Origin of the sequence: Butyrivibrio sp. LC3010 (assembly GCF_000424385.1) — a bacterium.
In the GTDB taxonomy this organism is placed as follows: domain Bacteria; phylum Bacillota; class Clostridia; order Lachnospirales; family Lachnospiraceae; genus Butyrivibrio.
Genome location: NZ_AUJU01000020.1, coordinates 57,792 through 82,757, shown reverse-complemented (window position 1 = coordinate 82,757; position 24,966 = coordinate 57,792). Strand labels below are relative to the sequence as shown.

General features: G+C 40.2%; 21 protein-coding genes and 1 pseudogene. 6 read left to right on the top strand and 16 right to left on the bottom strand.

The annotated features are described in order from the left end of the window. Position 1 precedes the first annotated feature (1 nt). Positions 2-808, top strand: coding sequence for a Cof-type HAD-IIB family hydrolase (locus G622_RS24710; RefSeq protein WP_049945845.1), 807 nt, complete (start codon positions 2-4; stop codon positions 806-808). Positions 809-996: 188 nt separating this feature from the next. Here the strand turns inward: G622_RS24710 and G622_RS0112775 are convergent, their stop codons facing one another. The 8 genes and pseudogenes from G622_RS0112775 to G622_RS27040 all read right to left on the bottom strand — a co-directional run. After that, positions 997-1,437 carry a DUF3592 domain-containing protein gene (locus tag G622_RS0112775; RefSeq protein WP_026511042.1) on the bottom strand — a complete coding sequence of 147 codons (441 nt, stop codon included), beginning with the start codon at positions 1,435-1,437 and terminating at the stop codon, positions 997-999. A gap of 108 nt (positions 1,438-1,545) precedes the next feature. Continuing rightward, the gene (locus G622_RS0112770) at positions 1,546-1,959 is read right to left on the bottom strand and encodes a hypothetical protein (protein WP_026511041.1); all 414 of its coding nucleotides are present in this window, start codon (positions 1,957-1,959) and stop codon (positions 1,546-1,548) included. 151 nt (positions 1,960-2,110) lie between these two features. After that, positions 2,111-2,365 (bottom strand): hypothetical protein, encoded by a 255-nt coding sequence (locus G622_RS0112765; protein ID WP_026511040.1) that lies wholly within the window; start codon positions 2,363-2,365, stop codon positions 2,111-2,113. Between the two features lie 52 nt (positions 2,366-2,417). Continuing rightward, complete coding sequence (locus G622_RS0112760) at positions 2,418-3,002, bottom strand: Maf family protein (protein ID WP_026511039.1); 585 nt, start codon at positions 3,000-3,002, stop codon at positions 2,418-2,420. A 116-nt stretch (positions 3,003-3,118) separates the two neighbouring features. Further along, complete coding sequence (locus G622_RS22865) at positions 3,119-5,275, bottom strand: RNA degradosome polyphosphate kinase (protein ID WP_044957639.1); 2,157 nt, start codon at positions 5,273-5,275, stop codon at positions 3,119-3,121. An 87-nt stretch (positions 5,276-5,362) separates the two neighbouring features. Continuing rightward, on the bottom strand, positions 5,363-6,907 hold the full coding sequence (locus tag G622_RS0112750) for a Ppx/GppA phosphatase family protein (RefSeq protein ID WP_026511038.1): 1,545 nt from the start codon (positions 6,905-6,907) through the stop codon (positions 5,363-5,365). A 117-nt stretch (positions 6,908-7,024) separates the two neighbouring features. Continuing rightward, positions 7,025-8,359 carry an ATP-binding protein gene (locus tag G622_RS0112745; RefSeq protein WP_044957657.1) on the bottom strand — a complete coding sequence of 445 codons (1,335 nt, stop codon included), beginning with the start codon at positions 8,357-8,359 and terminating at the stop codon, positions 7,025-7,027. 63 nt (positions 8,360-8,422) lie between these two features. Beyond that, positions 8,423-8,662, bottom strand: a pseudogene (locus tag G622_RS27040) (chorismate mutase); the annotation flags it as partial. Between the two features lie 168 nt (positions 8,663-8,830). Between G622_RS27040 and G622_RS0112740 the strand changes: the two are divergent. From G622_RS0112740 to G622_RS0112730, 3 genes are all read left to right on the top strand, one after another. Further along, positions 8,831-9,853, top strand: coding sequence for a DUF5050 domain-containing protein (locus G622_RS0112740; protein ID WP_026511036.1), 1,023 nt, complete (start codon positions 8,831-8,833; stop codon positions 9,851-9,853). 111 nt (positions 9,854-9,964) lie between these two features. Next, positions 9,965-10,921, top strand: coding sequence for an aspartate carbamoyltransferase (gene pyrB / locus G622_RS0112735; RefSeq protein WP_026511035.1), 957 nt, complete (start codon positions 9,965-9,967; stop codon positions 10,919-10,921). A gap of 130 nt (positions 10,922-11,051) precedes the next feature. Continuing rightward, the gene (locus G622_RS0112730) at positions 11,052-11,489 is read left to right on the top strand and encodes an aspartate carbamoyltransferase regulatory subunit (protein ID WP_026511034.1); all 438 of its coding nucleotides are present in this window, start codon (positions 11,052-11,054) and stop codon (positions 11,487-11,489) included. Between the two features lie 165 nt (positions 11,490-11,654). On the opposite strand, the gene G622_RS0112725 is transcribed toward G622_RS0112730, so the two are convergent. The 5 genes from G622_RS0112725 to G622_RS0112705 form a co-directional block, all read right to left on the bottom strand. Beyond that, complete coding sequence (locus tag G622_RS0112725; RefSeq protein ID WP_026511033.1) at positions 11,655-12,428, bottom strand: ABC transporter ATP-binding protein; 774 nt, start codon at positions 12,426-12,428, stop codon at positions 11,655-11,657. 1 nt (position 12,429) lies between these two features. Next, positions 12,430-13,314, bottom strand: a complete 885-nt coding sequence (locus G622_RS0112720; RefSeq protein WP_026511032.1) for an ABC transporter permease — start codon at positions 13,312-13,314, stop codon at positions 12,430-12,432. A 113-nt stretch (positions 13,315-13,427) separates the two neighbouring features. After that, complete coding sequence (locus tag G622_RS0112715; RefSeq protein WP_026511031.1) at positions 13,428-14,645, bottom strand: ABC transporter substrate-binding protein; 1,218 nt, start codon at positions 14,643-14,645, stop codon at positions 13,428-13,430. Between the two features lie 125 nt (positions 14,646-14,770). Continuing rightward, entirely contained in the window at positions 14,771-15,328 is a 558-nt protein-coding gene (locus tag G622_RS0112710; protein WP_049945844.1) for a CAP domain-containing protein, read from the bottom strand. 209 nt (positions 15,329-15,537) lie between these two features. After that, entirely contained in the window at positions 15,538-17,751 is a 2,214-nt protein-coding gene (locus G622_RS0112705) for a leucine-rich repeat protein (RefSeq protein ID WP_026511029.1), read from the bottom strand. Between the two features lie 806 nt (positions 17,752-18,557). Between G622_RS0112705 and G622_RS0112700 the strand changes: the two genes are divergently transcribed. Continuing rightward, complete coding sequence (locus G622_RS0112700) at positions 18,558-19,373, top strand: class B sortase (RefSeq protein ID WP_026511028.1); 816 nt, start codon at positions 18,558-18,560, stop codon at positions 19,371-19,373. Positions 19,374-19,376: 3 nt separating this feature from the next. Here the strand turns inward: G622_RS0112700 and G622_RS24705 are convergent, their stop codons facing one another. Beyond that, complete coding sequence (locus G622_RS24705; RefSeq protein WP_049945843.1) at positions 19,377-20,996, bottom strand: DNA polymerase Y family protein; 1,620 nt, start codon at positions 20,994-20,996, stop codon at positions 19,377-19,379. 45 nt (positions 20,997-21,041) lie between these two features. Next, positions 21,042-22,433 (bottom strand): PhoH family protein, encoded by a 1,392-nt coding sequence (locus G622_RS0112690; RefSeq protein WP_026511027.1) that lies wholly within the window; start codon positions 22,431-22,433, stop codon positions 21,042-21,044. 237 nt (positions 22,434-22,670) lie between these two features. On the opposite strand from G622_RS0112690, the gene G622_RS0112685 reads away from it, so the two are divergent. Beyond that, a complete protein-coding gene (locus G622_RS0112685; RefSeq protein WP_026511026.1) occupies positions 22,671-23,936 on the top strand; it encodes a hypothetical protein in 1,266 nt (421 codons plus the stop codon). Between the two features lie 277 nt (positions 23,937-24,213). Here the strand turns inward: G622_RS0112685 and G622_RS0112680 are convergent, their stop codons facing one another. Further along, the gene (locus G622_RS0112680; RefSeq protein WP_026511025.1) at positions 24,214-24,942 is read right to left on the bottom strand and encodes an SEL1-like repeat protein; all 729 of its coding nucleotides are present in this window, start codon (positions 24,940-24,942) and stop codon (positions 24,214-24,216) included. Between the last annotated feature and the right edge of the window lie 24 nt (positions 24,943-24,966).

Genomic DNA, 24,966 nt, shown 5'->3' with positions numbered 1-24,966 from the left:
AATGAGTAAGCTTTTTTTCACAGATTTGGATGGAACTCTATTAACAAATGACAAAAAGGTGTCTCCTGCTACAATGGATGCGCTTGTGAAATTCACTGCTGCAGGTAATCATTTTGCAATTAATACAGGGCGTGGATTGGACAGTGCAATGTTTGCCCAAAGGGAAAATAACCTCTTCTTCCCCGGAAGCTATCTGGTTGCATATAACGGTTCACAGATTTACGACTGTGATGCCAAAAAAGATGTTTACAGAACAGGAGTCCCTTTCGACCTTGTGCCTAAGATTTTCTCACTTGCAAAAGAATATGGTATCCATTGTCACACATACAATGATACACATCTTGTAAGCCCTGCAGAGGATGATGAACTGGAATTTTACAGACATGTCATAAAAACGCCATATATCATAACAGAGGATATATGTTCTGCTCTTAGTGATGTTCCCTGCAAAATCATAGGAATAGAGCTTCATGACAGAGCTAAAATAGAAAGATTCAAGGATGCAGTCATGGAAATGGCCGGCGACAGACTTACTCTTCTTTTTTCCAATCAATATTACCTTGAGATTTTCAACTCCGAAGCAGGAAAAGGAAGTGCGGTTAAGAGACTTGCCGATCACCTTGGCATTCCTATTGAAAACACAATTGCAGCAGGTGATGAGGAAAATGATATTTCCATGATTGAAGCTGCAGGCCTCGGCGTAGCAATGCTAAACGCCGTTGAAATGGTTAAGGATGTTGCTGATGTTATAACAAAATCTGATAACAATCATGACGGACTTGTACCGATTATACTTGATAATATTTGAGTTTTTCTTTAAGACATGAAATCCTATGGGATTTCCTATGAAACAAGCTACAACAGGCTCGATAAAGTCTCTCTAAGATTTACTATGAAACAAACTCCAACAGACTTGATAAAGCCTCGCTATGTTTTCCACTAAAACTAATAACAGGGTAATACCATTATCATATGGCGTTACCCTGTTTTACTTTACTATTTGACAAATTGGATTATTGCTCCTAATACTATCATGACAACTGAACATCCTAATATTATCAGTCCGCCCTTTTTATTCGCATCAGGATCTGCAGTATACTGATCAACATGAGCATCATCCGGTTCTTCAGGATTATATGAGATGTCCACTCCATCTCCCACAGTTGGTTGTGAAACAGCAGGTATATTGTGAAGTATATAATCCTTGCCGTTAACTGTATAGTTGCAGGATATCTTATAAGTGTGTGTCTCATTATACCCCGGACGGTTTCTCTTTTTGGTTCTGTGTGTTTTGACAATCACATCACTTATTGTACCACTTGTTTTTGCTGTTCTTCGCTCAAACTGTGCCCTTGTTCTCGGCGTTTTTATAAAAACGTGATACAATCCGGCAAATAAAAAAACTACTCCAAGAATAATAAGTGCAATTCCTACCATAGCAAATCCCCCTTTTATTTACTACATAGTTTTATTTAATCAGAATAATCTGATTATTTGCATTTATTTAAAGCTTTCTGCAGACAAACCATGCTACGAATAATTCGATTAATCCTCTGGAGACCAGTTAGACTGAAGGTCTTCAATAACTACATTTTCATCGACCTTTACTACAATCTGATACTCGTCCTCATAAACTATCTCTCCGGGAAAATTGGTATATACCACATAATATGGATGCTTATAACGCTCAAGCAGCCACAGAAGCGGATTTACCATCTTCATCATCATCTCGGTGTTTTCCATTTTAAAGTAGCATATAACACTTTCCTGCCTTTTACACTGAGGTGGCCAGGGAAGCTCTTCTGCAAACCAGGAGTCTATCTCCTTAAAAAGACCAATATCTTCTTCATCCATAACACCATTTGTCACCATCTGATTGAGCATACTGAATATGCCCTTTCCGGTTCTGGTATTTGCCGCAAGTTCTTTTCCCTGAATTCTGCAATACTTAAATTTCATAAGCACCTGCTAACTCGTAGTACTTCACCAGTATTAGTAAAGACCTACGGAAACCTCATTGGTGTTCTGTTCAAATAAAAATATGAAGCATAAAGTTTATTGTCATGATTCTTATCAAATCCTTGTTATGATTCTTCTCAAATCACAGCCATTATCCTTCAACAATAAGATATCTTCCGTCACCTACATCAAATACTTCTGAAGCTTCCATAACGTCTCCATCCCCAGGATCAAGACCTGCTTCTTCAAAGTACTCTTCTACTTCCTCAGGTGAATTAACAACTACTGCCATGCAGTCCTCAAGAAAAGCCTCGGCCTCTTCAGGGCTCTCGGCAACATTCTCAGAAAAAAGCTGTCCCTGATTCTCCAAAAAGCAATTTAGTACGGCATCGTCATACTCGTGCATAGATACTCTCTTTCTCCCATGTCCAAATTTCATTAAAAGACATGCGTTTTGTTTAAATTAATCTGTGTTTCTTCATTTCCAAATAAAGTCGTGCAACCGGAAGACCAACAACACAATTGTAATCTCCCTCTATTCCACGGACAAATTTTCCAAAAAGTCCCTGGATTCCATAGGCACCGGCTTTGTCATAAGGTTCGTCAGTATTTAGATAAGCCTCTATCTCATCTTCATCCATGGGATAAACATTTACCTTGGTACATTCATAAAAAGTGAATTCTTTTTCTTCACCGGAAGTACCATAAATTACCGATACTCCTGTGTATACCTCATGGGTGTCGCCTGAAATAGATTCTATCATTTTCCTGGCATCATCCTTATCCTTGGGCTTACCAAGTATTTTCTCTTTATATGATACAACGGTATCTGAACCAATTACAACGAGGGTATCTTTATTATCTCTTAAAACTTTATGAAAAATCTCTTTAGCCTTCTGATTTGCCAATGAAGTGACAACCTCGGAAGGTACCTCACTTGTAATAATCTCTTCACCTTCTGCAGGGATTATTTCAAATTTAAAACCAAGGCTTCCAAGAAGTTCACGCCTCCTTGGAGAGCCGGAAGCAAGTATATAACGCATATCTAATTCCTAACTAAGTTAAAATTTCGCCAGATTCAAAAACACCTGACCAGATGGATTTTAATGGCTTGTACCAGGCTTAAAATAACTTTGCCAAGTGCTCTGCCAAAACTAAATTACAGGCCATGATCATCGCGATATTCAGGCTCAAAGACCCTGCTCTCTGCGATGTTTTTGGGCTTACTGAGCTCTGTAGCTTCCTTGCCGAAAATCTTCTGCGAATTGATCAGATCGCCTCTCTTAGCCACCTTCACATACTGTCCCTCCTTGTTCATGATATGTGCTTTGACATTATCATGAAGCTCCGTGTCCAGTATATGCCACAGCTTTTCCCTCAGTCCGGGATTCTCAACCGGGAACATAATCTCAACTCTTCGCTCAAGGTTTCTGGGCATCCAGTCTGCACTGGATGCATAATACTCAGGACTTCCTCCATTTTCAAAGTAGAAGATTCTGCTGTGCTCCAGGAAATTACCAACAATTGAGCGAACATTTATGTTCTCGCTGACACCGGGAATTCCTGTCTTTAGACAGCATATTCCTCTTACGATCAGATCAATCTTTACTCCTGCGCTGCTGGCCTCATAGAGGGCAGCAATGACATCTTTATGACATATGGAATTCATCTTGGCAATAATATGAGCAGGCTCACCATTTCTCGCATGATCAGCTTCACGCTTAATGAGATCAAGGACTCTGTCCTTAAGCCACAATGGTGCAAGTGTCAGCTTGTTCCATACTGCCGGCTCAGAGTAACCTGACAGCATATTAAATACCGCCGTTGCGTCCTCACCATAAGCCTCTGCACATGTGAACATTCCCACATCCGTATATAACTTGGCAGTAGAATCATTATAGTTACCAGTAGCAAGATGAACATAACGCATGATGCCGTCCTCTTCTTTTCTCACCACGAGTGTTATCTTACTATGGGTCTTCAAGCCCTTAAGTCCATAGATAACATGACAGCCTGCCTTCTCAAGCATCTTCGCCCAGACAATATTATTTTCCTCATCAAAACGGGCCTTAAGCTCAACAAGTACAGATACCTGCTTACCGTTATCTGCTGCCTTCGCAAGCGCAGCAATAATAGGTGAATTACCACTTACTCTGTATAGAGTCTGCTTGATAGCCAGAACTGCAGGATCTGATGCTGCTGCTTCAACGAATCTTACAACCGGATCAAAGCTTTCATAAGGATGATGCATTAAAATGTCACCCTCTCTTATACACTCGAAAATATCCCTATCAGAAGGAAGCTGTATCACCGGAGCAGGAGAATTATAACCGTGCTCCTTCAAATAGTCAAATCCTTCTATTCCATACATCTTCATCAGGAATGTAAGATCCAGCGGACCATCTATAGTGTAAATCTCACGCTGCTCCACCTTAAGCTCATCCGTAAGGATTTTAAGAAGGCGCTTATCAAAACCTTTCTCAATCTCAAGCCTTATAGCCTGTCCCCACTGGCGCCTCTTTAGCTGCTTCTCAATCTCCTTTAAGAGATCCTCAGCTTCATCTTCATCAATGGAAAGGTCGGCGTTACGTCCAACTCTAAACGGATAGCAGCACACAATATCATAATTAAGGAAAAGCTTGCGGATATTTCTCTGAATAATCTGCTCAAGGAGCATGATTTTCCTTACACCGCTGACTTCCGGAATCTCCATGATTCTGGGCAAAACCGAAGGAACCTGAACCATGGCGAATTCCATTTCGTTGCTCTCTTTTCCTTTTACAAGAGCTCCGATATTAAGTGTCTTATTCCTTATGAGTGGGAACGGTCTTGATGAATCATATGCCATCGGTGTCAAAACCGGATAAACAAAGTCATCAAAATACCTGTCAATATAGTCCGCTTCTTCACTGTTTAATTTGTCATATTCTCTGACTATCTGAATCCCGTTATCTGCCAGTTCCTGAAGCAGCATGTGGTTATATACCCTGTACTGCTCATTCTGGAATTCATGAACGGCTTCCGTAACCTTATCAAGCTGCTCCTTAGGAGACATGCCTGCTATATCAGGCTTTTTATAGCCTGCATTTATCATATCCTTCAATGATGCGACCCTGACCATGAAAAACTCATCAAGATTGCTCGCAGTGATGCTTAAAAACTTCAGCTTTTCAAAAAGCGGTGTTGCTTTATCCTTTGCTTCAGAGAGACATCTGCTGTTAAACTGAAGCCAACTAAGCTCTCTGTTAATGTAATACTCATCATTGTAAAAATTTATTTTGTTTGATACTGTTTCAATTTTCTTTTTTGCTGACATAGGTAACCCTCATCCCTTTGCTTTGCTAAAATTCCCTCTAAAAGGGTGTTCAAATTATTATTTGTTTCCAAAATTCAAGAAAAAATATCAGAAACGTTTTTGTCTGATAACCGGTCTAAGTCCGTAAACCTGCTCGAAGAAGCCTCCCCTCTGACCAAACAAGCCTTTTTCAAGGGATATATCAGCCATGGTGTCCACCGTTATCTCAAGCTCCTTATCCTTAACAGCAACCTTTACATTTTTGAATTTCTGTTTATGGGTTCTGTCAAGGCCGTTGGCAATTCTTAAAATCGCAGTGAGTTTGGCTATCGTCAGATAAGCATCATGATCTATTCCATGAAATCTATAGCCGCCGTCCTTATAGTATTCAAAGTCATCATGATTGAACCTTACAACATTGGCAACTATTGACCTCTCAAGGTGGGACAGTCCTATAATCTCGGTTGACATTATTATGTTATAGGAACAGTCTCCAAGATTTACCATGCTTATATATTTTCCGCAATCATGTAATATCGTGCATATCTGAAGGAGCAAACGATCTCTTTTGGTGAGACCGTGTATTTTTTTCATACTGTCAAAAATATTAAGTGCAATTGTCTGAAGGGTTTCACTTCTGGACTTACTGCCCATATATCTTCTGGAAATATTCTGTGCACATGCAACTATATCCTGCTCGAAATTGTGAGAGCTCCTGAGGAACCTTTTCCTCTCAGCATATTCGAATGCAATACCATCGCAAAGTGTACCACCGGGAGCCCATATAGTCTCTGCGTTAAGAACTGACAGGATATTACTCAACAATAGTCCGGAAACATACATAAGCATAATATTGTCCTGTGCAAGTCCAAGCTTTTTCGCTGTATCCGTCAGGGACTTGCCTGCAAGAGTCCCTATGTAGTCCACAAATACTCTCGCTGAAGCGTAGGACTTTTCATCCATGCCAAGATTAACTCTTTGAAGGACAGGCGATACATAATCATCCAGAAGAATAACGTTCTCTACCTTTCTGTCCTTAAGATGCATCTTAGCAAAAACGTTCAGCTGGGACTCTACCAGTTCCCGGACAAGCATCGGATATTTGCTGTGGGGAGGCTGGATATGCTGCATGGTTGAATAAAGCCTCAGAACTCCGAGTCTTAGCTGCTGAGTTGTAACCAGAGTATCATTATCAAAAAGAGATATCTGAATACTACCGCCTCCAACATCCACGATAGCCGTAGGCTTTTCCAGGAATTTGAAAAATCGTTCATTATTTAGTGCAACAGATTTGTAGTCCAGAAATCTCTGCTCAGAGTTACTAATGATGTCAATCTCGATGCCGGTTCTCTGACGCAAAAGCTCCAGAACCGTGTCGTTATCCCTGGTCTCTCTCAAGGCACTTGTCGCGTACGCCTGATAACGTGTCACACCATATCCTTCCATGATCTTGTTATAATCCGTAAGGATTCTGATAAGCTCGTCCATGTGATAAGCTGAAATCTGCCCGGTAGCGTAGGTCTCTGTTCCCAGGTCGATTCTGTGCCTTACATGGTCGATCTGCTTAACGCCTTTTTTCTGTGACATTTCATAGATTTTCATTTCAAGCTCGTAAGAGCCGAGATCTATAGCCGCAAAAACATCTGTCGCCATAAATAATAAATCCCTCCTCATCTGTAAATAACAGTTTTAACCAAAATCATTGGGGCACATTGCTGCTGTTCATACCATAAGGTGTTCACAGTAACAGGACGTTTCTCAAATTATCGTTTATTTACCCAATAAATAATCGATAAACTGCTGGGCTGTACGTCCGGAGAGACCGCCATGGTTCATCTCCCATTTTCTCGCCTCTTCTATCAGCTGCTCCTTTGGCATTTTTATCTGATTCCTCTCAGCGAGTACACTTACTATTTCATCGTATTCCTTCATCTCCGGTGCACCAAAGTATATGGTTACTCCGAACCTGTTCGCAAGGGACAATTTTTCCTGAACAGTGTCATTTCTATGAAGGTCATCATCAAGTACAGCAGGCTTATCCTTAAAGCTCTCACGAATAAGATGCCTTCTGTTAGAGGTTGCATAGATAAGGACATTATCAGGCTTTTTCTCAAGTCCGCCCTCTATTACAGCTTTCAGATATTTGTAGTCAGTTTCGAATTCCTCAAAACTAAGATCATCCATGTAAATAATGAACTTATAGTTTCTTCCCTTTATCTGGGCAATGACATCATTCAAATCCTTGAACTGATGCTTGTAAATTTCAATTATTCTCAGACCTCTTTCAAAGTATTCATTCGCAATTGCTTTGATGCAGGAAGACTTGCCGGTTCCGGCATCACCGTAGAGCAGACAATTGTTTGCCTTTTTACCTGCAACGAAGGCTTCGGTATTTTCAACGAGCTTCTGCTTGGCAATTTCGTATCCCACAAGATCCGAGAGTTGTACATGTCTGATATTTCTAATTGGTTCAACGACTGCCTGAGGTTCTTCATGTCTTACCCTGAAGGCTTTGTGGAGGCCAAACTTACCTACTCCGTAGTGCTTGTAAAACAGTGCAAGTTCATCCAGCATCGCCTCAGCATCGCTGCATTTTGCAAGATCTTTGGCAAGGCCGCATATTCTGTCCCTCACCCTGGTATTAAACACCTTACTTTTGGTGGAGCTTACTTCAAATGAGAAAAGTGCGGAAAATTCAGGCACGTGAAGCCTTTCAATCATCTCCGAAAAATCGATGTCGAACCATCTTCTGAAACATTTCAGATCATGAAGTGCCAATTCTCTTATGGTTCCTCCGGTATCGCCCCTCATTTCATCTGCCATGCTGAAGGCATTCTCATCAGATACCAGAAGAAGTGCCAGAAAGGTGTGCCATAGGTTGCCGTTAAAGCCTCTTCTTGCTGATTCATCTATAAGAATATTCATGCATTTATGTATAAGCTTTTTTTGTTCCCTGATGTCAAACAGAGCATCTGCTGCCTTTTTGTCTGACAGAATCACAAGGCTGTCTCTTAAGTCAATCTGCTGCTTTGTGGCATTCCTGTATAAAATAAGTGAATCATCATCGACATCAAAAAAATCACCCGCGCCGCTTTTATCAAGTATCGGGTCATCGATTGCTCCCAGATCTGTAACCCCATTTTCACTTAGTCTTTCGTACTGCCTTTTCCTGCTTATCTCCATGATTCTTTCAATGAATTCACCGGCAGCAGCTTTATTGTCTTCATCACTTGCAAGGGCTTTAAAGGATTCAATTTTCTCCCTCTCCCTGTCTTTATCAAAGACACTTTTTCCTGTCTCTATCTTATACTCAGCTACCTTCTCGCTTATCTTCATTCTTTTTTCAAAAAGCGATAAAAGCTCCGAATCAATTCTGTCTATATCCCCTCGAAGTTCATTTAAATCCATTAATTATCTCCTCATCTATAAGCAAATCTTTATTATTAAATATACCACATTTTGCGGATAAATTAAGGGAAAGTTAATAGTATCATAGCTAAAAACCGTGTTATAATTTATAAAATAAAGTCAATATTTCGTACTGATAATATAAGTTAATGATGAGGTGTATCTCTTATGCGTAATAGAATCTTTCTCATTATTTTTTCAGTAATAGTTGTAACGCTTTCAGCACTGATTTTAATATATACTCTCTCAAAACGTGTCCCCATGAATGATGAAACTGTAGTTGGAAACAATCCGGGTAATCTGTATAATGGAGGACTTTTTCTGGAGATGGGCGATACAGTTTATTTTTCCAATCCTTTGGAAAACGACTGTCTGTATACCATGTCCCCTGATGAAACCAATCTCAAAGAGCTGACATCAATGGGTGTCCGCAGTATTGTCGGAGCAGGAAAACATGTCTACTACTACCTGGACTATTCTAAAACAAATCTATCCGGTGATTTAAAAGGACTTGGAAGAGTTTCAACTTTTTATGGCTTATACAGATGCGATTATGATGGAGATAATCAGACTCTTCTTGACAGAGAATCTATTTCTGCTGTACAGCTTGTAGGCAGTAATCTCTATTATCGCGTTGACACAGGTTCTAAGGCAGGACTTAATTCCATCCGAATCGACAAGCAGAATCAAAAGACCATAACCAGCGAATTATTGGATCCATCCTGCGCACTGGACGGCAAGATTTATTACAGTGGCATTGATCTTGATCACGACCTTCATGTGATGGACACCCTTTCAGAAAACTCATCCAGCATAATACTCAGTGGAAATATCTGGCAGCCGATCATACAGGGTGATTATGTTTATTATATTGACGCAGCCCACCACTACAGACTTTGCAGAACCAATCTGATAAGCAGAACTACAGATGTAATAACGAATTCCAGAGTCGATTTCTACAACATGAATGAGTACAACATTTTTTATGCCACATCAGAAGCAGGAAATCAGACCCTTAGGGTCACAAGACTTGACGGTTCCGGTAACACAGTAATAGCAGAAGGCATTTATCACGCCCTTAATCTTACATCAAAATATCTGTATTTTAAGCCCTTTGGTGTAGATAATGTCATGCTTCATGTACCGGTTGACGGCTCTGAAATGCCAAGCACTTTTCGTCCTCAAAAGTAATTCAAATTCGCTCTAGACAAAGCGCTTCAAACATATATAATGATGTAAGGGTCAAAGCAACTAAGCTATGTTCCTTACATCATTTTTATATATGGGAGTGCACAATCTATGATGAACAATCTAAGACACATGATGCGTCCGCTCGACTTTTCCATCGAGGAGTTGGATCAACTCTTTGATACAGCAGCCGATATCGAAAAGAACATGAGCAGCTACGCTCATAAATGCGATGGTAATATCCTCGCAACCTGTTTCTATGAACCAAGTACACGAACAAGACTCAGCTTCGAAACAGCAATGCTGCGACTTGGTGGTCAGATCATTGGTTTCGCCGATGCTTCCAGTTCCTCCGTTTCAAAAGGAGAAAGCGTCGCAGATACTATCCGTGTTATTTCCAGTTTTGCTGATATCTGTGCTATGCGCCATCCCAAAGAAGGTGCTCCTATGGTAGCAGCTGCAAATTCACTTATTCCTGTTATTAATGCAGGTGATGGTGGTCATCACCACCCCACTCAGACTCTTACAGATCTTCTAACTATTCGTTCACTTCACGGTTCACTCGGTGGCTTTACTATTGGTCTTTGCGGTGACTTGAAATTCGGCAGAACCGTTCATTCTTTGATCAATGCTTTAGTTCGATATAAGGATATCCATTTCATTTTCATATCTCCTAAAGAGCTTCGCGTTCCCGACTACATTACGGAACTTCTTAATGAAAAGGGCATATCATATGAAGAAGTAATTAAACTTGAAGATGTAATGTCCAGACTTGATCTGCTTTATATGACTCGTGTTCAGAAGGAACGTTTCTTCAATGAAGAGGATTATATCCGTCTGCGTGATTTCTACATTCTGAATGAAGAGAAGATGACTTTAGCTAAAAAGGATATGCATATCCTCCATCCTCTTCCGAGAGTTAATGAGATTTCTGTCGAGGTTGATAAGGATCCGAGAGCTGCATATTTCAAGCAGGTTCAGTATGGCCTATACGTAAGAATGGCACTGATTCTGACCCTACTTGATAAGACAGGTGCGCATATGAACCACGGACTGCTTAGGGTATTCTAAGCGCTTATAGATTATTATATTTCATAAGAAATTCAATAATCTTGCCATATGATGACCATGCTCATATCAGAGTTTTGGATTTTATAAGAAAAGCAGTTCATAAATCATTATACTTTTGAAAGGATAAGCTATGCTTAATGTAGGTAAAATTGAAGAAGGCTTCGTTTTAGACCATATAAAGGCCGGGAGAAGCATGCAGATATATCATCATTTAGGGCTTGATAAACTTGATTGTACTGTGGCCATAATAAAAAATGCCCGCAGTAATGTTATGGGCAAGAAAGATATTTTGAAGGTTGAATGCGATATCGATACTCTGGATCTGGATGTATTGGCATTTATAGATCACAATATCACCGTCAATGTTATAAAAGCCGGAGAAATCGTTGAAAAAAGAGCCCTTTTCCTTCCTCACGAGATAAAGAACGTCATTAAATGTCATAATCCCCGCTGTATCTCATCAATCGAGCAGGGACTGCCTCATATCTTCTATCTTGCTGATGAAGAAAAAGAAATCTATCGTTGCAAATATTGCGATGAGAAATATACCGAAAGCGACCAAAACTAAAGTAAAGACCGTCGCCTTTTGCACTTTATCAAAACGCACCTATGACTTCTTGAACGCTTTTTCCTTAATGCGTTTAAGAAAATCACAGGTGCGTTATTTAGTAGTACTCCAGGTACATCATCGTCATTTTTCACCAGCTTAGAAAAGCCTGCTAACAGACTTATCTTAATTTCCACATTCAACACTTATCTCATTGAATAGGTGCATTATCTGATCAGGATCCATCTTTTGTTTTTCTTCACCTGACTTATCCAGAATAACCGAACCCTCATGCATCATAAGAAGTCTGTCGCCATACTTGGTGGCATAACGAAGATTGTGTGTAACCATGATGGTCGTAACCTTCTTCTCTCTTACGATTTTCTCAGTGAGTTCCATTATTATATCAGCTGTTTTAGGATCAAGTGCAGCTGTGTGTTCATCAAGAATCAAAAACTCAAGAGGTGTCATGGTGCTCATAAGAAGTGCAACTGCCTGCCTCTGTCCGCCGGAAAGAGAACCAACCTTGGTATAAAGCTTGTCCTCGAGTCCAAGACCCAGACTTTTAAGAAGCTCTCTGTAATAGTCCTTGCGTCTGTGGTTGACACCGGGCTGAAGGCCAAACCTTTTTCCCTTATTGTCAGCTATTGACATATTCTCAAGGATATTCATAGAGGGACAGGTTCCTTTGGAAGGATCCTGATATACTCTTCCAATCGTCCTATGTCTCTGATAGTCGCGCTCATTGGCTATATTTACACCATTTACCAAAACCTCGCCTCTGTCTGCCTGAATAGATCCGCAAATGATATTAAGCATTGAGGTTTTTCCTGATCCATTACTTCCAACCACTGCCACAAACTGACCGTCAGGAACTACCAGATTGAAGTCATCAAAAAGGCACATCTCATTGACGCTGCCGGGATTATAGTTTTTATAAATTGATTTAAGCTCCAGCATATCAGGCCTCTACTTTCCGCTTTCTATCCCTGGTGATAATGAGAATCACAAGGAAAAGAACAGCTGTGATGAGCTTAAGGTCTGTTGACTGTAATCCGCATTTAATAGCGATTGCAACACACGCCTTATAAACAATAGCTCCTATTACAACACTTGTTGTTATTTTGAAAAATGATATCTTACGAAGAAGTGCTGTTCCGATAATAACACTGGCAAGTCCGATAACTGCTGTTCCGGTACCCATGGATACATCAAAATAGCGTTGCTGCTGAGCGTAAATAGCACCAGAAAGGGCAACCAGGCCATTTGCAATTGCAAGCCCTGTGATGCGAACCTTACCTCTGTCAACACCCATAGATGTTACAAGCACATCGTTATCACCTACCGCCTGAAGCATAAGACCTGATCTTGTCTTCAGATACCAGTCAAGTATCAGCTTCACAACTACAGTTATAACAAGAAGTATTATAACTGACTGAAACTTATCCAATCCGGGAACTGCACCAAATAATGAATTCATGGTTCTATTGTCAAAAATAGTATAGTAATCATACATGGGAAGGTTTGCTCTTCCTGCAATCCTTAAGTTAACAGAATACAATCCTGTCATCATGATAATTCCTGCAAGAAGGTCCCTTACCTTGAACACCACATGAATAATACCGGTACATACACCAATAAGGCAGCCTGCCGCAAAACAGATGGGAAGCGTAAGTATGGGAGCAACTCCTGCCCTTATCATAACCACCGCAAGGCATATTCCAAAAGGGAAGCCACCATCGACGGTCATGTCCGGGAAATCCAATATTTTATATGTTATGTACATTCCAAGAGCCATGATCGCATAACACAATCCCTGCTCCAGCACACTTACTATCAGTGCCATATTTCCTCCTAGATAAACAATAGTTTATATCTGATTAAATCCGGTGGGATACAAATACCGTAAGCACTCTGTGAATATGCACTAACGGTACCTGGCTCCTATACAACCTGTTATCAGTTGGATGCGATGCTGTCAAAAGTCTCTGCTGCACTTGATACAAGAGCATCATCAAGTGTCATGCCGATTTCTTCAGCAGCCTTTGTATTTACATAAAGGCTGGGCTCGTTGATAACTTCAAAAGGCATCTCCTCAGCCTTGCTCTCACCCTTAAGAACCTTGGCTGCCATCTCACCGGTCTGAATTCCAAGCTGGATATAATCAAGTCCCATGGCTGCTACACAACCAACCTTAACCTGCTCAACCTCTGAACCAAAAACAGGAATCTTCTGCTCTTTTGCATAGCTAAGAACTGTCTGAAGACCTGAAACTACTGTATTGTCTGTGAGGTTGTTGATGCAGTCAACTTTTGTAACAAGGTCTGCTGCTGCCATATCAAGATCTGCTAATGTATTGATACCGCTTTCTACGATCTCAAAGCCATATTCAGAAGCATGCTCCTTGTACTGGGCAATTGTGCTCTCTGAATTAGTCTCGCTTGTAGTATATAAAATTCCAATCTTCTTTGCATCAGGAAGCATCTTACGGATCATATCAAGCTGCTCTGTAACTGCAAGTGCATCTGAAGTACCTGTGATATTACCTACAGGAGTTCCATCTTCTTTTGCAAGTTCAGCTGCAACAGGATCTGATACAGCAGAATAAATAACGGGTACTGTTGTGCCAAGCGCTGAATTGTATGCACTCATGGCACTGGGTGTAGCTATTCCGCAGATCAGGTCAACACCGTCAGCAACGAAAGCATCTGAAATCTGGCTTGCAGTACCTGTGTCTGCCTGAGCATTCTGGAAATGAACAGTGAGGTTTTCACCCTCTACGATTCCTTCATTTGCAAGTCCCTGAAGGAAACCTACACGGCAGTTATCAAGTGAACCGTGCTCTGCAAACTGTGAGATACCGATTACGTACTCCTCAGCACCCTCAGAAACATCTGTGGCATCGGTCTCCTCTTCTTTTTCTTCTGTAGCGTCATCTGAAGTCTCTTCAGTAGCATCATCTGATGCCTCTTCTGCAGCCTCTTCAGTAGTCTCTTCGGAGCTTTCTGCCTCTGCAGCTGAAGTATCTTCTGCATTAGAAGTATCCTCTGCAGTCTCCTCTGAAGTGTCCTCTGCAACACTGTTGTCCTCTGCTACCTTACGATTGTCTCCACAACCGGTGACTGAAACCACCATCATGGATGCAGCCAAAATAGCTGCCAGCATTTTCTTTTTCATAAATCCCTCCTTAGTGCGTTTGCACTTCACTACTGTAAATTAACACAGTCAGTAACTGTTTTATAATACAACAAAAAGTCCTGTGACGCAACGTCACAGGACCTTCCAAAACACGTTTATTCTTTTTAATATCCGAACTCCTGAGCCCAGTACCAATTGCCGTTACCGGCCTGAAAAACTGCAATTCCCACTGTCTTAAATCCTGCCTCCATAATGTTAGCAGCGTGTGTGGGAGATGCCATCCAAGCGGCAACTACTGAATCGCCGGTATTGTAAAGCTTAGCAAGGTTCTCGCCAAACATAATGTTGCTGTTTACAGTGTACCAGGGACTTCCATCAGGTCTGTTATGTGAGAATGTTCCAACAATCTCCTGTGCTCGTACCAAAGCAGCCTGAGTAAGTGAATCACTCCACTGGAGCTGTCCAAGTCCTGATGCAGCTCGCTTCTGATTAACAAGTGCGAACGCTGCCTGAGCTGCTGCCACAGCACCTTCACTTGAAGTGATCTCACCTGCAAGAGCTATAGCCTCGTCATCAATATAAATATTCTCAATATCCTCATTGATCCCTCTGAGAGCAGCCACATCGTCAATAGTAGCTACCTGCTTTTCACCGCATGCCATTACATTTAATGAGAAAACGACTGCAACTAATGTAGCAATAGCGCGTCTAAACTTCTTCATTTCCGTTCCTCCAAATTAAAGAATAGTTTATTGATAATTACATAGCATAATAATAGCATGTTTATCATATTTGTCAATTAAATAATCATAAAATTTTTCATTTATGATTGATGCTATTATTATTTTCTTTCAAAATATGTATCCATACAGAAGCGCTATACGCAGTACTTATGATATTTTCATTATTCGGACAAATCGATTAAGCCTTCTCAACCCTTTTTATAAGCAAAAGTCGCATTTTTAGCACCGGCTTTTTTCAGCTTTTTCACAATTTTATTATATTGTTTCTTATTTGCAGCTATTATTGTTATCTTACATTTGCCGTTTATATTCTTAAATGCACCGCTCCGGACTGTCGTAAGATTATCCGCATAAATTCTGATTGTCTTTAGTTTAGTGCAGTTTGCAAATGCGTTATTACCTATTGTTGTAACAGTTTTCGGAATGACAAGCTTTTTGAGCTTTTTATTTCCCTTCTTAAGCTTAGAACCAATCTTTGTGACAGTGTAGGAGAGTCCATTTTCATCTGTGATGACCTGAGGTATTGTAAGACTTGATGCATTCTTCTTCCCTACCTTCTGTAAGGTGACTGTCGCCTCTTCATCATTAACAACATAGGTTCCGTTTTCAGAACTAACTGAATAACTTATGTACGTACCTGCAGCTTTGGGCAAAGGAGCTTCCTGATTGCTGCTGCCTTGTGACTGATCATTATTATCTGACTGGCCACCGCTTTGCTGATCACCATTTCCGCTTTGTCCGCCATCCTGCTGGTCAGTATTTCCGCCTTGTCCGCCGCCCTGCTGGTCACTATTTCCGCTTTGTCCGCCGCCCTGCTGACCATTATCTCCGGACTGACTATTATCGCCTGAGCCACTTCCTCCGGCATTCTGGTTTCCACCATTCTGACCACTATTATCCTTTTGTCCGCTACCACTATTCTGCTCTGTATCATCAGTCTGATTCTGAACTGCTTTAACAGTGACAGCGCATGTTTTCGTGAAGCCTCCATCAGTTGCTTTTATCGTAATATTGGCAGTTCCTGCAGAATTTGCATACAGCATTTTGCCGTTAACCTTAACTACATTCTGGTCACTGCTTTCATAGGTATATTCCTTTATAGACGCATTTTCGGGAGTAAAAGTAGGCTTAATGGTAAAGTTTGTACCTTCATCAACTTCCATAGCTTCTGCTGAAATACCTATTCCCTGAACAGCAATATAATCTGAATCTTTTTGCATAGCACTACTATTCTGAGTAATGTATGAATAGGTATAGTGTGTTCCTGTCGCAACAGGCATGCGATAGCCTACATAACCCTGATTTTCCGTTCTGATATGCTTATGATTTTTTATTCCATTAGCATATTCAGAGGTGGTTTTGTTAAAGTAATCGTGTGATACAGTTCCGCCACTTGATGTTGATGCCCACGTAGTATCCGCTTCATACCATAATCCATCAAGTCTTACAATATTCCAGGCATGCCCGCCTCCAGAGCCGGAACTGCTTGTAGTAGCTTTTCCTGCTATAACCATGGCGTCTATTCCAAGCTTTTCCAAAATCATCTGATAGCCTGTAGAATACCCGTCACATACTGCTTTTTTGTTATATAAAGATCCATAGGCGGTGTGTGCAACGTTGAAATAACCTGAATACCCTGCGTCATTTGCAGCATCATTATCGTAAGAAACCATCTTGGAAAAATAGTCATGAACATTAAGCTCTGTAATGGCAGGCCAGTTAGCATCCACAAGGTTCTTACTTTGTATGTCGGCAACAATTGTATTTAAAGAGTTCTGAATTGTAGTATTTATTTTTGCAAACTGAGTATCATCAAAATATGCTTTTGTGTACACATAGGACTCCACTGTGCCATTTCCCCGAGTGACAATTCCATAGTTAGCCATGCACATATAAAACTCAACATTACCAGGATGGTCAAAATAAAGCGCCTCCTGAACTCTGTTGAGAATACTGTTCATACTACTTATGCCATAAATTTCACTAAAAGACTTATTTCCTGAATAAATCACATAAGAATAATTTGAATAAACGTCACTTGCGTTTACATTATTTCTTTTGCTATATGGAATATATTTTTTTGTAGAAATCAAAGAGTAGATAGCTTCATAGAGAATCTTCTCCTCTTGTGAAAGATATTCATAATGAGGCCCGGTTTCTACCGGAACAGCATCCAAAGGATAAACTGCACTTCCTCTGAGAAGATTGGGATTATCATCTAAGCTTTTTTCCGTGTCATCTATTACGATAGTCTCAATTTCTTCACGTTCCGGAATCCACATTCCTCCTACAGGAGTACCATTTTTTGCACTTACATTTACCCGGATCATTCCTATCATAAAGAATGTCAGCACAAAGATAAACGCTGATAAATAAGTTCTTTTCTTTCTTATAAATTTCATTTTGTATCCCTGCTTCTTTTACATTTTGCTCTAGTGCTGCTGTCATTAAATACCTCGACTTTTTACGAAGTATAAAGTCGATTTATTTGATGACAGTAGCACTAATGGTTTGTATAAAAAAGTCTGTATCTACCTTATAAACTTCATCCAAGGCTTATATTTTAAAATATGGCATTGCAAAAAACATTTCAAGGAAAATAAATATAAATTTTTTCGTTATCCATATCGATAAAATCATTTATCGGGAATTAGGTTCTATTTTTGGGGTATAATTTTGTGGTATTTCGGTTGCCTACAGTCACAACAATTAGAAATTGAAAACAGACTCCTCAGTATTCATAATAACATTTTGTAGTTATCACTTTTTTGATATATATTTCAGTCTAAATCTTGTTTATCTCATAAGTGACTGAACATATTCATATTATAGTTTATATTTTATCTGTATATAGTGTAATTGTGCAGTCACTTTCTTCTTTTTTCATATATTGACTCTTCCGTGCATTTACGCACAGATTTTTGCCAAATCACAAAGAATGAATATTCCCAGGAAAGATACAAAGTCTGATTCTATTTAATATTTGATCAAATTACAAATAACGATTATTCCTTAGGAAAGTTGCAAAATTAGATTCAATTTACTAGGATAATGAAAGGATGAAATTATCCCTCATGAACGATACACACATAAAGCGAAAATAAACTGATAATTTTGCTTTGTATAAACTAAGATGTTCACAGGACTTTTTTCGAATTTTCTAAGGGAATACCAATAAGAGTATTAAAGGAGAATATTAACAAGAGTTATGAGTAAAAACAAGAACAATACCACTAGTCCGTTATACAGATTTTTTCATGTAATAATTATAATTGCACTACTTGGAGTAGTCATATACGAAGCTGTTATGATTTACAAGGATCAGTCCGAATATTCAGCAGCAGTTAATGAATACAACTCAATCAAGGATACTTATGTTAAGCCTGCAGAAACAAATCCTGGTGATGATTCTGAAAGTCCGGAGGACTACCCGAAGCTCGACATCAATTTTGCTGCGTTAGAGGAAATTAATTCAGATTTTATCGGATGGTTGTATTTTCCGGCATTTTCCAAAATCAACTATCCTATTGTTAAGGAGCAGAGCATAGATCAGTATCTCTATAAGACCTTTGATGGAAAAAATAATAAGGCCGGCGCAATCTTTATGGATGTCCTTAGTGATGAGAATTTCTGCGGCCTGAGCGATATGATTTTTGGACATAACATGAAAAATCAGTCAATGTTTGGTTCTCTCAAATCTCTATACAAATCAGGAGATGAGAATCCGCTTGAAAAGGATCCTTTCATATATATCTATACTAAAGATAAAATACTTAAGTACAGAGTTTTTTCCTATTACATTACAACTGACGGTTCCTACAGCTATACCGAAGTGAAGGACCATGAAGGCTATGATGAATATCTGAAATTTGTTAAAAGAAATTCCATGATGGATATTCCAAACGATGTTAGTTTTGAGGATTACCCTTCTCTTCTCACCTTGTCCACGTGCCAGGGGCAATCCGGAAGCGGAAGAAGATTTGTCGTGCATTCAGTGAAGGTTGATACATTCACGAATTCCTGATTCTTATAGTCCCTTGCTGATGGCGTCGTCTCCAAACTTGCCCTTTATTAGGCGCTCCATTTCCACAAGCTTTTCCTGCTTCTCATTAAGTTCCTTTTCTTTTTTGATTTCAGCCTGCCCGGTGGTTGCCCAGTCAAAGAGATTCACCTGTCGGTATTCTCCGTTATCAAGATTATCGACTCCGACCCCCACCAGTCTGATTCCAATGTCATCTTCAAAAAGTCCATTTTCTCCGGTTAGAAGATTCCCCAAAAGAAACATGGCATTATCATAGATGACATCTGCATTGTCAGTGGATTCTGAAAGCTTTATCTGCCTTGAAAAACGCTTGAAATCATTGGTTTTAACCTGCGCTGTCACTGTTCCGCCATATACGCCATCGCGCTTAAGTCTGCCGGATACTTTCTCAGAAAGGTACCTGACTACCGGAGGCATGTCCTGGTCATAATTTGCAGCAGTGATATCGTAGGTCATGGTGGTCTCATTCGAATAGCTCTTGGCATCCTCTCTCTCAGGATGAACAGTATCCGATCCGATTCCGTTAGCACTTCTTTTTATGTAATCCCCTGACTTTTCTCCAAGCTGAGACTTTAGAAGATCCATGTCAGCTGTGGCGGCTTCACCAATTGTTCGAATTCCTACTCCACGGAGCTTTTCAGCACTCTTTTTGCCACATCCAAAAAGGTCGCCTATATCGAGCCCCCACATTTTATCCTGTATTTCTTCAAGATAGAGGGTGTGGGTCTTGTCAGGCTTTGTAAAATCACTTGCCATCTTAGCAAGTAATTTATTCGTAGATATTCCCACATTTACAGTAAATCCAAGCTTCGTCCGGATCTCATACCTGATGGCAGCGGCAAGACATATCGGAAACGGCTCGTTAATTCCTTCGATTGAGTCTATCTTATTCTGCAACTGCTTTCTACCTGCATAAAGATCTTCTGCATGATTATTTCTAATAATATAGGATTCAGCCCCATTCCCGGGTCCATCAACATAGGATTCTTTTTCATGTTTAGTACCTTCAACATATGATTTCTCTACATGATTAGTTCCATCTGCATAGGATTCTTCTACATTATTAGTCCCTTTAGTATACTTTTCACCTGCAGAACTCATATTATCCGCATGTGCTTCTTCAATACTGGTTTTATCTGTATATAAGTCTTCATCTGTGCTTGCTTCACCCGAAAACACATCCATCAAATGCTTCTTCACATCAAATGATGATAGCCCGGTTACATCCAGGAATGCCTCATCGATAGAAACCTGCTCAAGGATCTCTGAGTAGCTCCTCAAAATATCGATAAATGCATGAGAATACTCCCTGTAGGTCTTGAAATCGGAAGGAACAACCACAAGCTTTGGGCATTTCTGCAGAGCACTTGTGATTGGCTCAGCGGTATTAATTCCATATTTTTTGGCAGGGATAGATTTTGCTGTCACTATCCCGTGCCTCGTTTTAATATCTCCTCCTACTACAGAGGGAATAGTCCTGAGGTCTATGGAATCCGGATCCTCTTTCAGGCGTTTCACCGCAGTCCAAGAGAGAAATGCAGAATTAACATCTATATGAAAAATTATCTTTCTTCTACTATTACCATTCATAACTATAGCCCACAAAAATACCCTCGAAAGACTCAACCTCACGAGGGTATTTACTATAAATCACATTATCACTTTATCTCTCATTCTTCCAATAGCATCCATTGCAAGTCTTGATCTCTCACATTCCTCTGTAGACAAGGTTATCTGCCAGCACAGTTCTGAGCCCTTCATGTGCTCGGACGCGTAGGACAAGCCATTTGTCCTCTCATCAAGGAATGGACGATCGATCTGGTTCGGATCACCTAAAAGAATTATCTTAGTGTCCTTACCTGCTCTGGTTATGATACCTTTTGCCTGAGCCGGTGTCATATTCTGAGCTTCATCAATAATGAGATAGGTTTTTAAAATAGAACGCCCTCTGATAAAATTCAGCGCTTCAGTCTGAACAATTCCCCTCTCAAATATCTCTTCTGTTTTATCCTGAAGCTCCTTTTCATCCTGATATCGTTCTTCTTCACTGGAATCAATCAGCTGCTCCAGATTATCTATTATAGGTCTCATAAGAGGCCCGATCTTCTCCTGTTCATCGCCAGGGAGGAAACCAATATCATCATCAAACTGCGAATTAGGTCTGCAGACCAGAATTCTTCTGTATTCTCCCGTGGGACGATTAACCATTTTCTCAAGACCAACAGCCAGCGAATAAAATGTCTTTGCAGTTCCTGCCATTCCCTTTACAATAACCAAAGGTGCCTTCTCAGCAGGCTGCATAAGTGCCTCCTGAAGGAAATACTGCCCGGCATTTCTGGGGGTGACCCCGTAGGGCTGTGCCTTTTCAAATTCAAGCTTCCTAATCACTCCATGATCAACCCTGCCCATCTGAGTCTTATTAGTGGCCTGATCGCTTTGGAGTACGACAAATTCATTTTCATAAAGCTCCGGCTTGATTTTATTACCCGCTCCATCGCAGGTATAAACTACGTCCACCGGAACTCCTTTTCTTCTAAACTCCTTAAAATTCTCCTCGGGTGCATAAACTCTTATGCGTCCGGCATACTGTTCTCCATGTGATACTACCTGTTCAGTTGTAAAATCCTGAGCTTTAATTCCTAGAAGCTGCGCCTTTATACGCATCAATATATCCTTCGTTACCAGAATAACCTGTTCCTTGGATGTATCGGAAAGCCCTTTGCATACTCTGAGGATACGATTATCGGATTTATACTCCGTCATATCCTTTGGCAATTCTACGTCTTTAAAATTCTTCTCAATCCTGAGAATTGCGCCATCCTGCAGCTCAACTCCCTTGGTAAGATCTCCTTTCTCCCGCAGCTCTTCAAGCAAACGGATCACTTCACGGACATTGGCACCCCGCTCACCCTCGTCGCGCTTGTGCGAATCCAGTTCTTCAAGTACCACCAGTGGCAGGATAACATCGTTATCATCAAAACACTTTAAAGCATGTGGTGCCTGAATGAGGACGTTAGTATCGAGTACATAGATTTTTTTCATGCACTTTCCCCCCGATTATGAAATTTGGTCGGTTGAAACAAAGTTGTTTATAAAGGAATTATACCATATATTGTGTTTTTTAAATACATTACTTGCAATAAATTGTGGTAACTCTTTTTTTATTTCTGCGGAAATTCACGAGCTATTATGGTATAATTTTACTATATATAGACTTTTATGAAGGTATGATTCTTAATCACTTTTACCTTACAATATTCTTGGGGAGGGGGCGTAATCTTGGCACTATTTGGCAGGGATTTTGATGATGAACTTGATAATAATTACTTGCCGCTTGAAGAGTATGCTCCTACAATCAGCAGGCAGGAGGTTGTAAAAAGGAAACGCCTTTCAGACCTCATCGCACCGATCCGCGATATTCCCACCGCTTTAAAAGGAAGACGCGATCAGATAGAGGGGGATCTTAATTCCTTTGCATCTGATCAGGACGAAGCCTTTGACAATCTTTCTGATATGCTGCTTGAAATCATTGCTGCTTCAGGCGGTCATATTGATGATGTAAATATTCTTGGGGAAACCATGGTAAAAATAAGCGATGCCCTTTCCTCAATCAGAGAATCTACCGATAATCTTCCGGAGCTTCCGGCTAATTCCGATCTTGCAGGGAATATTGAAATTCCTCAGATCAATCTGCAAAAGCTTTCTGATGAATATATGCCGGACCAGGAACTTATCATGCAGATAAGAAGTTACTCCTCTTTTTCCCATATTCTGAAAAAATCAGTATCATACACCCTGTCCAGCCTGGAGCAGTATCACAAGCAGGTGCAGAGTCTTTCGGAAAAGAAAGATATGCTCGAAGCCCTTGCATCCGAGGCAGATCTTTTTGCGCTACACACCACAATAGAAGCTACACATATGAATGAAGAAAGCCGGGAATTTTCAACCAGGATCGCTGCCGAGGTAGGAAATCTTTCAAGAAAAATCCACGATATATCTGCGGCTTTGGACGCTGAGCTGGGAACCCTTGAAAACGGCTTTAATACCGTTCGGTCATCTCTCAATACGATTGAATCTGCTCATCGGGACTCCACGAAATACGCTGATATGTATTCTTCCGTATGCAACGAATATTACAGGCAAAGTACAAACTATACGAATATTCTGATAAAAAGCCTGTCCACTCTTAATCAGGATTTTCGCGCTGCCATGAAAAAGCAGGATTCGCTTCAGAAAAACTATTTAAAAGCCCTGGAGGTTTTCAGATCTGAAATCATGAATTCTGCCAGACAGATTACCTATAAAGGGAGCAGAATCGGAAGTGTTCTGGATGGGTGCATTAGAGGCGCAAGGTCACTTAGTGATGAGATGAAGGAAACTCTTGAAAAAATAATAGAGCTTCAGGATTCCCTATCTGCTTTAAGGCGCACTGATGCTGTACGGAAATCCAAATACTCTGACGCACTATTAAAAGCATTTGATCAGGATATCGTATGGCTTAGAAACAAAATTGAAAATGTTCTTGAAGATGCAGAGAATGAATAAACAATCAAAAATGTACTTGAATTCGTAGAGATTGAATAAAGCACTCAAAATGTGCTTGAAGATGCTGAAAATGAATAAAGCAAAAGAGCCGGCGCGATATTGGCACCGGTTCTTTCTCCCTCATAATTCTATAAACCGCAGAACGATTTATATTTCGTACACTAAAATGTGCACTCTGAACTTATCATTCTTGATATATCTAGATTTTATCACACCAAACCCATAATACAATATATTTTATGGCTTTTTTTCAGATTTTTTACAAATAGTTTCCAATTTAAAATCTCATATATCGCGGTCTACCCGAACTAACAACATAGTCTTCTGCAAAGATATAAGCAACCAGTTTCCCGTGATAATAGAATTCGCACCTATTTCCAAACATCTCATCAATTGTGAGTGTTATAGAATCCACCCTGATACAGTCCTCATTTCCCTCAAACCATAAGCCCTGAACATTCTGCGCATAGGTTATTACAAAATCTCTGAGCTCACAGTAATGAAATCTGTCGTATGTGATCAGCATTCTTGAATTTTTGTTCTCTTCTCTTCCTGCCTTGGGAATTCTCGCACCTACAATTTTGATACGTCCGCTCTTAAGTGGTCTGAAGGAAACCATAAGGTCATGACCTTCATCAAGTGCCTGATAAAGTACAAAGGGATGTGTACTGCAATAAAGCTTCTCACTGCCATAACCCAGTTTTCTCCGAAGCTTGGTAAGAGCAAGTCTGACTCTGGCAAGAAGTGCCTCGTCTTCACTGCTTCTCTTAACCTGTAGTCTCAACTGCATCGCATATTCAGCCTGCAGATAGTAAGAATATGCCTTAGCTGTATCAACCGGACCTCCTATACCCTTCCGGTACATATCACCCATATCATAGGCAAGCTCAGCAAATCTGCACTTGTAATGACCTTTTCCTTCGCTTATAAATTTCTTAAGTTCTTTCCTATAACCCGCACGAACTTCTCTTCTGACGTAAGTTCTGCTTTCATCTCTTTCTTTCATAACCCATATAATAACATAAATCCA